Origin of the sequence: Dactylosporangium cerinum (assembly GCF_042653625.1) — a bacterium.
GTDB lineage: Bacteria > Actinomycetota > Actinomycetes > Mycobacteriales > Micromonosporaceae > Dactylosporangium > Dactylosporangium cerinum.
The window spans coordinates 510,558-519,587 of the sequence record NZ_JBHSIU010000010.1 but is presented as its reverse complement, the minus strand read 5'-3'; the positions used below and the strand labels follow the sequence as shown (position 1 = coordinate 519,587).

At 72.9% G+C, this 9,030-nt stretch carries 9 protein-coding genes; 1 reads left to right on the top strand and 8 read right to left on the bottom strand.

Features of this window, described 5'->3' with window-relative positions:
• Positions 1-88: 88 nt before the first annotated feature.
• The gene (locus ACFPIJ_RS08835) at positions 89-886 is read right to left on the bottom strand and encodes a class I SAM-dependent methyltransferase (RefSeq protein WP_380114174.1); all 798 of its coding nucleotides are present in this window, start codon (positions 884-886) and stop codon (positions 89-91) included.
• Between the two features lie 344 nt (positions 887-1,230).
• Here ACFPIJ_RS08835 and ACFPIJ_RS08830 point away from each other — a divergent pair, with 344 nt between their 5' ends.
• Positions 1,231-1,482 carry a DUF7662 domain-containing protein gene (locus ACFPIJ_RS08830; RefSeq protein WP_380114173.1) on the top strand — a complete coding sequence of 84 codons (252 nt, stop codon included), beginning with the start codon at positions 1,231-1,233 and terminating at the stop codon, positions 1,480-1,482.
• Here ACFPIJ_RS08830 and ACFPIJ_RS08825 read toward each other — a convergent pair.
• From ACFPIJ_RS08825 to ACFPIJ_RS08795, 7 genes are read right to left on the bottom strand one after another with little or no spacing between them, the layout of a single operon-like run.
• On the bottom strand, positions 1,463-2,443 hold the full coding sequence (locus ACFPIJ_RS08825; protein WP_380114172.1) for an alpha/beta hydrolase: 981 nt from the start codon (positions 2,441-2,443) through the stop codon (positions 1,463-1,465). The two genes, ACFPIJ_RS08830 and ACFPIJ_RS08825, sit on opposite strands and share 20 nt — an antisense overlap.
• A complete protein-coding gene (locus ACFPIJ_RS08820) occupies positions 2,440-3,129 on the bottom strand; it encodes an N-acetylmannosamine-6-phosphate 2-epimerase (RefSeq protein WP_380114171.1) in 690 nt (229 codons plus the stop codon). Before ACFPIJ_RS08820 ends, ACFPIJ_RS08825 begins: the two co-directional genes overlap by 4 nt.
• A gap of 16 nt (positions 3,130-3,145) precedes the next feature.
• The gene (locus tag ACFPIJ_RS08815; protein ID WP_380114170.1) at positions 3,146-4,096 is read right to left on the bottom strand and encodes an ROK family protein; all 951 of its coding nucleotides are present in this window, start codon (positions 4,094-4,096) and stop codon (positions 3,146-3,148) included.
• Complete coding sequence (locus tag ACFPIJ_RS08810) at positions 4,093-5,061, bottom strand: dihydrodipicolinate synthase family protein (RefSeq protein WP_380114169.1); 969 nt, start codon at positions 5,059-5,061, stop codon at positions 4,093-4,095. Before ACFPIJ_RS08810 ends, ACFPIJ_RS08815 begins: the two co-directional genes overlap by 4 nt.
• On the bottom strand, positions 5,058-6,116 hold the full coding sequence (locus ACFPIJ_RS08805; protein ID WP_380114168.1) for an oligopeptide/dipeptide ABC transporter ATP-binding protein: 1,059 nt from the start codon (positions 6,114-6,116) through the stop codon (positions 5,058-5,060). The genes ACFPIJ_RS08810 and ACFPIJ_RS08805 overlap by 4 nt, the downstream gene beginning before the upstream one ends.
• Positions 6,113-8,059, bottom strand: a complete 1,947-nt coding sequence (locus tag ACFPIJ_RS08800; RefSeq protein ID WP_380114167.1) for a dipeptide/oligopeptide/nickel ABC transporter permease/ATP-binding protein — start codon at positions 8,057-8,059, stop codon at positions 6,113-6,115. Before ACFPIJ_RS08800 ends, ACFPIJ_RS08805 begins: the two co-directional genes overlap by 4 nt.
• A complete protein-coding gene (locus ACFPIJ_RS08795) occupies positions 8,056-9,018 on the bottom strand; it encodes an ABC transporter permease (RefSeq protein ID WP_380114166.1) in 963 nt (320 codons plus the stop codon). Before ACFPIJ_RS08795 ends, ACFPIJ_RS08800 begins: the two co-directional genes overlap by 4 nt.
• Between the last annotated feature and the right edge of the window lie 12 nt (positions 9,019-9,030).

Below are 9,030 nucleotides of genomic sequence, written 5' to 3'. Positions count from 1 at the left end.
CGGCCGCACGGTCGGTGACGAGCTCGGCGTGGCTTACCTGCGTGTAGCCGATGTCAGGACCGCGCCGCGTCAGCGTTGAGGTCCGGGCTCATGGCGATGTCGGCTTGCGGCCCCAACAGACAGCGGTGGCGAATGCCAGCTCGAAGAACTCCGGCCGGTCCAGGAGGCGCAGGGCTTCGTCGACCGCCGGCCGGGCCCGGGGCATGTGCTCAAGGATGCGGGGGCGCAGCTGAGCGAGGGTGTGCGACCAGCATCGCGCCGATGCGTTGCGGCCTCCGGTCGCCGGGACGTGCACCGAGGCCGATACTCCGGTGAGGCCGTGCGCCAGCAGGGGCGCGGGAAAGGTCCGCGGCCATCTCGCGTCCGTGCCGATGGTCGCGGCCAGCGTCGATTCGATCGCGTGCATGGCGTCGCGGAACGCCGGGGTGCCGCCGGAGGCGATCGGGAAGCTCGCGATCGACTCGATCACCAGCAGGCCCCCAGGTCGCAGGGACCGGCACAACTTGGCCAGGACCGCATCGCGTTCGGGCAGGTGCTCCAGCACGAACCTGGCATGGACGAGGTCGAATGCCGACTCTGGCAACGGGTCCAAGACGATGTCGTGCTCGGTGACGTGCAGGGCGGGCACGCCGATCGCCCGCAACCATCGGGTGTCGATGTCGGTCGCCAGGACGCTGCCGTCGGGCACCTGCCCGGCCAGCCACGCCGCGATCGTGCCGGCGCCGGCGCCGACTTCCAGACAGTCCCAGTCCGGGCCGAGCCCGAGATCCTGCAGTATCCGGATGGTCGTGGCATCGGCCACCTCGGCCATGGCGACGAGTCGTTCCCGCTCACCGTGCCACTCCGGGCTGAGAACCGATTCACCGTAGCGCTCAGGTGCCGTCATGACCGCAATTCAACCCCATGAGCAGCGGACCGAAGGCAACAGCCAAGCGTGCACCACCACCGCCAGAACGCGTGCGCGGGCTGGACGAACGTTGTCGCAGTTGGTAACCGCGCAATTGTGGCGTCAGGTGGCCCGGCTTGCAGGCAAGACGTGGACTTTCGGAAAGCCGGGGATCTGCACGCGGTAGAACTGAGAACGTGGGCAAGGTCAGCTGCGAGCGGCGCCTGGATCTTGACGCGGGGGCGTGCGGCCGGATCTGTCGTCGATTACGGTCTCATCTGTCGCCGTCGTGAACCCCTACGCCAGCACCGCGAACCACGACGGCGAGCCGGGAGAGCTTCGCCATGGCGAAGTACGAGCCTTTGACCGCCTTCCTCCTGCGACAGGGTGGAGGCACGATCCGGATGTCGTTCCAGCGGCTTGAGGCGATCATCGGCGCGTCGTTGCCGCCGAGTGCGCGGTCTGACCGCACCTGGTGGGGCAACACCTTCAACCGAACCCGTGTCCAGGCGCATGCGTGGTTGAACGCCGGGTGGAAGGTCGACCGCGTCGACCTGGCGCAGGAGTCGGTGACCTTCAGGCGTGGCCGGTCGTGATCGAACGCCGCAGCAGCCGGGCGATCCACGCGTTGCGGGCCTCGGCGGCCTGTCTGGCCATGGGTGACTGCGGGACCAGTTGGTCCCAGCCGTGCGTGCCGCCGGGCCACACGTGCAGTTCGGCGACGCCGCCGTCGGCCCAGATCCGGGTGGCGAAGGCGACGTCCTCGTCCCGGAAGACCTCGGCCGAGCCCACGTCGATGAACGTCGCCGGCAGGCCCCCGAGGCTGGTCGCCCGGGCCGGGGCGGCGTAGATCGGCACGTCCGCGGTGCCGTGCCGGTCGCCGAGCAGCGCGGTCCAGCCGGTGCGGATGCTGCCGCGGTCCCACGCGCCGACGCCGTCGAACTGTCGCATCGACACGGTTCGGTCCCGGTCGTCGAGCATGGGGCAGATCAGCATCTGCCCGAGCGGCGGCGGTCCCCCGCGGTCGCGGGCCAGCAGTGCCACGCCGGCCGCCAGGCCACCCCCGGCGCTGGCGCCGACGAGCACGATGCGGGCCGGGTCGATGCCGAGCTCGGCGGCGTGCCCGGCGATCCAGAGCAGCGCCGCGTAACAGTCCTCCACCGGAATCGGGTCCGGGTGTTCGGGGGCGAGCCGGTACTCGACGGTCACCGCCACCACACCGTGCTCGACCACCCAGGGCAGCACGGCCGACATGCCGGCGAAGCGGTCGCCGAGCATCATGCCGCCACCGTGGATGTGCAGTACCGCTGGCGCCGATTTGTCCACAGTGGACCCGCGGAACACCGACACCTGCAGCGCCGCGCCCTGATAGCCGGCGATGGTCAGGTCCCGGCGGTCGACCGGGAACGCCGAGAGGTCCTCCGGGACGGCGTTCGCGCGACGCCCGGCGATCTGGTCCGCGGTCATCGGGACCAGGGTGCCGTCGGCGCGCATCCGCTCGAGGACCGCGTCGACGGCAGGGTCGAAGGGGGGCCGCCGGAGCGGAGCCGGCGTCATCGGTCGGTCACCTCGGCGAACCTGCTGGTGATCCAGGCCGGATCGGTGATCGCGGTGCCGACGACCACGGCGGCGGCGCCCGCGTCCAGGGCCTGCCGGACGTGTTCGGGCCGGTGGTAGCGCCCTTCGGCGACAACCGGCACGGCGGGCAGCTCGGCGGTCAGTTCGCGCACGAGGGCGATGTCGGGCCCGGTCAGCTGCGTGCTGTACGAGGTGTACCCCGACAGCGTGGTGGCGATGAGGTCGGCGCCGCAGGCGGCCGCCGCGACCCCTTCGGCCACTGTGGACACATCGGCCATGACGAGGCCGCCGGCGTCGTGCACCGCCCGGACGGTGTCCTGCAGGGACGCGCCGTCCGGCCGGGGACGGGCCGTGGCGTCGGTGGCCACGACGCCCGCCCCGGCGGCCAGCACCTCCAGGGCGTCAGCGACGGTCGGGGTGATGAACACGCCGCTGTCGCCGCGCTTCGTCAGCCCGACGACCGGCACCGTGACGGCGTCGGCGACGGCGCGGATGTCGGCCAGGCCGCCGACCCCGCCGCACCGCACGGCGGTGGCGCCGCCGAGCACGGCGGCCTCGGCGAGCCGGCGGATCGTGGCCGTGTCCCGCAGCGGATGCGCGGGACCGGCCTGGCAGGACACGACGAGTCCACCGCGGATCGCCGTCATGAGGTCGGTGAGGTTCATGGTTGCTCCTGTATTTTCAGTGATGCCCGGCCACGGCCGTGCGGGCCAGGTGCGCCGCCCCCAGCAGGACGGTGTCGGCGCCGGTGGCCGGCACCAGGACGGGCACGGAGCGCAGCGGTGGGAGCGCCTCCTCGCGGAACGCCTCGCCGACGGCACCGCTGAACTCGGCGACGTTGAGCGCGACCCCGCCGCCGAGGGTCACCGCGTCGACGTCCACGGCGGCGACCAGGCCGGCCAGGGCCCGGCCGAGCGGGCGTCCCGCGCCGCGGACCACGCTGTCCGCGGCGCGGTCGCCCGCGCGCAGCCGCGCCACGACCTCGGTGAGCGGCAGCACGTCGACGCCCAGCTGCCGCGCGTACACCGCGGCGATGGCCGGGCCCGCCACCGCCGCCTCGAGGTGGTCCAGGCGCCCGCAGCCGCACGGGATCGCGCCGTGCGCGGGGACGAGCAGGTGCGCCAGCTCGCCGGCGCTGGCGTGCGGGCCCGCGACTGCGGCGCCGTGGCGCAGCAGGGCGCCGCCGACGCCGGTGCCGATCGAGACGTGCAGGACGTCCCGGAACGGCGCGATCGCGGGGTCCCGCGCCACGCCCATGGCGGCCACGCGCACGTCGTTGGCGACGGCGGTCAGCAGCCCCGTCCGGGCGGACAGCTCGGCGCCGACCGCGGTCCCGGCCCAGCCGGGCACGATGTCGGTGGCCGAGCGCACCGTCCCGGTTGCCGGGTCGATGACGCCGGGGGCGCCGACGCCGGCGGCGCCCACCTCGATCCCGCGCCGCTCGGCGTGCTCGAGCAGCCCCCGGACGAGCCGCGCGGCGGCGTCGAGGATCGCCGGGCCGCCGCTGGGCGTGCCGACCTGGACGCGTTCCAGGACCCGGTCGGTGTCCTCGACCAGCCCCGCGAAGATCTTCGTGCCGCCGATGTCGACCGCGATCCACGCACGGCGCCGGGCAGCGGTGCCCCCGGTCACAGCAGTCCCGTCGCCACCAGCGTGCGCCGCACTGCGTCGATCTCGGCGGCGTCGAGCTGGATCTGCGGCGGTGCCGTGACCGCATGGTCGATGACACCGCGCAGCTGCAGGGCCGCCTTGAACGCGCCCAGCGCCGAGGAGCCGCGGCCCATCCGCGCCGACGAGCCCACGTGCACGATCCGCATCAGCCGCAGCAGCCGCTCCTGCTCCCGGGCCGCGAGGTCCCACTCGCCCGCGACGGCGTGCCGGTAGAGCGTCGCGTAGCCGTGCGGATCGACGTTGCCCAGGCCGGGGACCACCCCGTCGGCGCCCATCCGCAGCGCGTTGTCGACGGTGAGCTCCGAACCGGTGAGCACGCTGAAGGTCGACAGGCCGGCGTCGTTGCGCGCGGTCAGCAGGTCCCGCAGCCCGGCGTCGTCGCCGGTGGAGTCCTTGAGCCCGGCGAGGACGCCCTCGGCGGCGAGCCGCAGCACCATCTGCGGGTCGAGCCTGGTGTGCACGGATACCGGCAGGTCGTAGGCGTACACCGGGGTCTGGCACTGCTCGGCGATGCGTCGCAGGTGCAGTTCGACCTCCGCCGGATGGGTCCGCGTGTAGAACGGTGCGGTGACGACGATGCCGGCGCAGCCCGCGCGCACGGCCCGGTGCGCGTGGTCGAGCACCCGCAGGGTTGTCATGTCGATGGCCCCCACCAGCACCGGCACCTGCCCGGCGACGTGCCGCACGACCGCGTCGACGACCGTGGCGCGGTGCCGGTCCGGCAGGAACGCCACCTCGCTGGAGGAGCCGAGCACGAACAGCCCGTCCACGCCGCCGGCCAGCTGGAAGTCGACCAGGCGCAGCAGCGACGGGACGTCCACCTCCAGGTCCGGGGTGAGCGGGGTGCACACCGGCGGCACCACGCCGGTCAGTCCCCTGGGCACCGCGGGTGCCGCGGCGGTCGTGGAGGTGACGGTGCTGGTCATACGTGCTCCTCAGTGGATCGATCCGGGCCGGACACCGATTCGGCGGCGCGGTCCAGATCCGAGTAGTCGGTGACAGGGTGGTAGCAGCGGTACCGCTGGGCCGGGTCGGCGCTGTCCTCGGCGTACGGCGGCATCGCGGTGGCGCACGTGTCGGTGGCGCGCCAGCACCGGGTGCGGAACGGACATCCCGACGGCGGACGCACCGCGGACGGGACCGGGCCGGTCAGCGGGATCGGGCGCATCGGTCGCAGCAGTCCGGGTGTGGCGGAGAACAGCGCCTGCGTGTACGGGTGCCGCCCCCGCTCGATGTGCGCGACCGGCAACTCCTCGACCACCCGGCCGAGGTACATGGTGACGATCCGGTCCGACACCCGCCGGACCGTCTGCAGGTCGTGCGACACGAACACCATGGCGAGCCCGAGCCGCTCGCGCAGATCCATGAGCAGGTTGAGGATCTGCGCCCGCACCGACACGTCCAGCGCCGAGGTGGGTTCGTCCGCGACGAGCAGCTCCGGCTCCAGGGCGAGGGCCCGGGCGATCGCCACCCGCTGCCGCTGCCCGCCGGACAGGTGCGCGGGCAGCGCGTCGCGCGCCGAGGACGGCAGGCCGACGAGGTGCAGCAGCTCCCCGACCCGCTGCAGCCGCTCCCGCGGGCTGCGCCACCGCTGCACGTCCAGCGGATCGGCGATGATCCGTTCGACGGGCAGGCGGCGGTTGAGCGACGTCGACGGGTCCTGGAAGACCATGCCGACGGTCCGGCCGATGTGCCGGCGGCGCTCGGTGGTGCTCAGCCGCCAGATGTCGCGGCCGCCGAGCAGGACCGTGCCCTCGGTCGGCCGCTGCAGGCCGACGAGCACCTTCACCAGGGTCGACTTGCCGCAGCCGGACTCGCCGACGACGCCGACCGTCTCGCCGGGCGCGACGGTGATGTCCGCGCCGGTGAGGGCGTGCACCCGGTCCCGGTTGAGCAGCGAGCCACCGGGCGCCCGGTGTTCGACGCTGACCTCGCGCAGCTCCGCCAGGCTCCCCAGGTTCACGGGGGACGGTGCAGTCATTGGACAGCCACCTTCACATCGTTGTCGCGTGGTGCCGGGTGGTGGCAGGCCGCCAGGTGACCGTTGAGCTCGGCGAGCACCGGGCGCTGCCGTTCGCAGCGGTCCGTCGCGCTCGGGCAGCGGTCAGCGAAGCGGCAGCCGGCCGGGAAGTCCGCGGGCGACGGCACCGTGCCGCTGATCTGCACCAGCCTCGGTGCCTGCGACTCCAGCGACAGCACCGAGCCCAGCAGCCCGCGGGTGTAGTGGTGGGCCGGTGCGGCCAGGACCGCCGCGGTGGCGCCGTGCTCGACGATGTGTCCGCCGTACATCACCGCGATCCGGTCGCAGACGTCGCTGACCAGTGCCAGGTCGTGCGAGACGAGGACGAGTGCGAACCCGAGCTCGGCGCGCAACCGCAGCAGCAGCTCGATGACCTGCGCCTGGACCGTGACGTCCAGCGCCGTGGTCGGCTCGTCCGCGACGACCAGCTTCGGGTCGCGGGCCAGCGCCATCGCGATGACGACGCGTTGCCGCTGCCCGCCGGACAGCTCGTGCGGGTAGGACGACAGCGTCCGGGCGGGATCCAGCCCGACGAGCGTCATCAGCTCCGGCGCGGTCCGGGTGCCGCCGCGGCGGATGATCTGCTTGAGCTGCGCCCGGACGGTCATCGACGGGTTGAGCGCCGACAACGCGTCCTGGTAGATCATCGCGACCTGCCGGCCGGTCACCGCCCGCCGGGCGGCGCCGCGCAGGGTGAGCAGGTCGCTGCCGGCGAAGTCGATCCGGCCGCCGACCCGGGCGCCGCGCGGCTGCAGGCCCATCACCGTCAACGCGGTGAGCGACTTGCCGCAGCCGGACTCGCCGATGAGTCCGAGCACCTCACCGGGGCGCACGTCGAAGCTGACCCCGTCCACGATGTCGACGCCGTTGTGGCTGCCGGGGAAGCCGACCCGAAGGTCGCGCACGGACAGCACGGGCGCCGCGGTGATCGGCGGACGGGCCGTGGCGGCGATCCTGGCCGCCGCCTGGGCCAGGCCCGGCAGGGCGACCGGCGTGCGGTCCCCGGCGACCGGCCGGTCCAGCGGCTCGCCGGACCCGCTGCGGCGGCGGCCGGCCGGCGCCGCCCAGGCGTCGGAGATGCCCTCGGCCAGGATGTTCAGGCTCAGCACCGTGAGCAGGATCAGCAGGCCGGGGAAGAACGTGGCCCACCAGCCCTTGCTGGCCAGCATCTGCTGCCCGTAGGCGATGACGCTGCCCCAGGACGACGGACCCGCCTCCGGTTGCAGACCGCCGCCGATGAACGACAGCGACGCCTCGAAGACGATCGCGTTGGCCACCATGATCGTGGCGTACACCAGGATCGGCGCCGCGCAGTTGCGGGCGACGTGCCGCACGACGATGTGCCAGCGCCCGGCGCCGATCACCCGCTCGGCGGCGACGTAGTCCTCGTGGTACTGGGCGGCGACGTTGGCCCGCACCAGCCGCGCGATCTGCGGGGTGAAGACGAACCCGATGGCGCCCACCAGCACCGGCAGGCTGTCGTTGCCGTACGCGACGACCAGGATCGCGGCGAGCACGATGGTGGGGAACGCCATCACGACGTCCAGCACCCGCATGATGATCTCGTCGACGGCGCGGCGGCTGGTGGCCGCGACCGCGCCCAGGATCGCGCCGGCGAGCAACGCCAGCCCGGCGGAGCAGAAGCCGACGATCAGCGAGCGCCGGGTGCCGGCGACCAGGCGGGAGAAGATGTCCCGGCCGAGCCGGTCGACGCCGAACCAGAAGTCGCCGTTCGGACCGGTCGACGGTGCGGCGAGGGCGACCTGCGTGGGGTCGTGCCGGATGAGCCAGGGCGCGGCGATCCCGACCGCGACGACCACCAGCAGCAGGCCGAGGCAGATCTTCGCCGGCAGCGGCAGCCGGCGGACGCCGGAGCCGACGGCGTGGACAGCACGCGCGATCAACTGTGCGCTCCTCGGAGTCGGGGGTTCGCCGCCAGGTACAGCAGGTCGACGACGAGATTCACGATGACGAAGCCGACCGCGATGACGATCACCAGTCCCCGCGCCAGCCCGATGTCGTTCTGCTGCACCGCGCTCATGATCTGCGTGCCCATGCCCGGCAGCGTGAAGATGGCCTCGATGATGATCGCGCCGCCGATCAGGTAGCCGACCTGCAGACCGAGGACGGTCATGGGAGTGAGCAGGGCGTTGCGCAGCACGTTGCGGCCGACCACCACGATCGGTGGCAGCCCGGCGCCGATCGCGGTGCGCACGTAGTCCTTGTCGAGTTCCTCCACCATCGAGGTGCGCACGACCCTGGCCAGTGCGCACCCGACCGGCACGGCCAGCGCGACGGCGGGCAGGACCATGTGCTGCAGCCACCCGCCGAACGACTCCGACGGTGCCACGTAGTGCCCGCTCGGCAGCGATCCGCCGCCGATCGTCGACAGCTGCTGGATGAGCAGGATCGCCAGCCAGAACGACGGGATCGAGATGCCCGCCATCGACAGCAGCCGGGTGAGCTGGTCGGGCCAGCGGTCCCGGTAGAGCGCCCCGGTCAGGCCCAGCGCGAGCGCCACCACGATCGCGCCGAGGACGCCGAGGAAGGTCAGCTGCAACGTGACCGGCAGCGCCTCGGAGATCACCGAGCTGATGGGCACGTTGAGGGAGAACGTGTTGCCGAGGTCGCCGTGCAGCAGCGACCACAGGTAGTCCAGGTAGCGCACCAGCAGCGGCCGGTCCAGGCCGTTGGCCTTGTTGAACGCGTCGATCTGCTCCGCCGTGGCCTGATTGCCCAGCACGGAGATCGCCGCGTTGTTCGGTGACAGCGCCATGACCAGAAAGATGAACAGGATGATGCCGAGCATCAGCGGGACGAGCGCCGAGAGCCGGCGCAGGACGATGCCGAGGATTGCGTTCACCCGCCGCTCCTT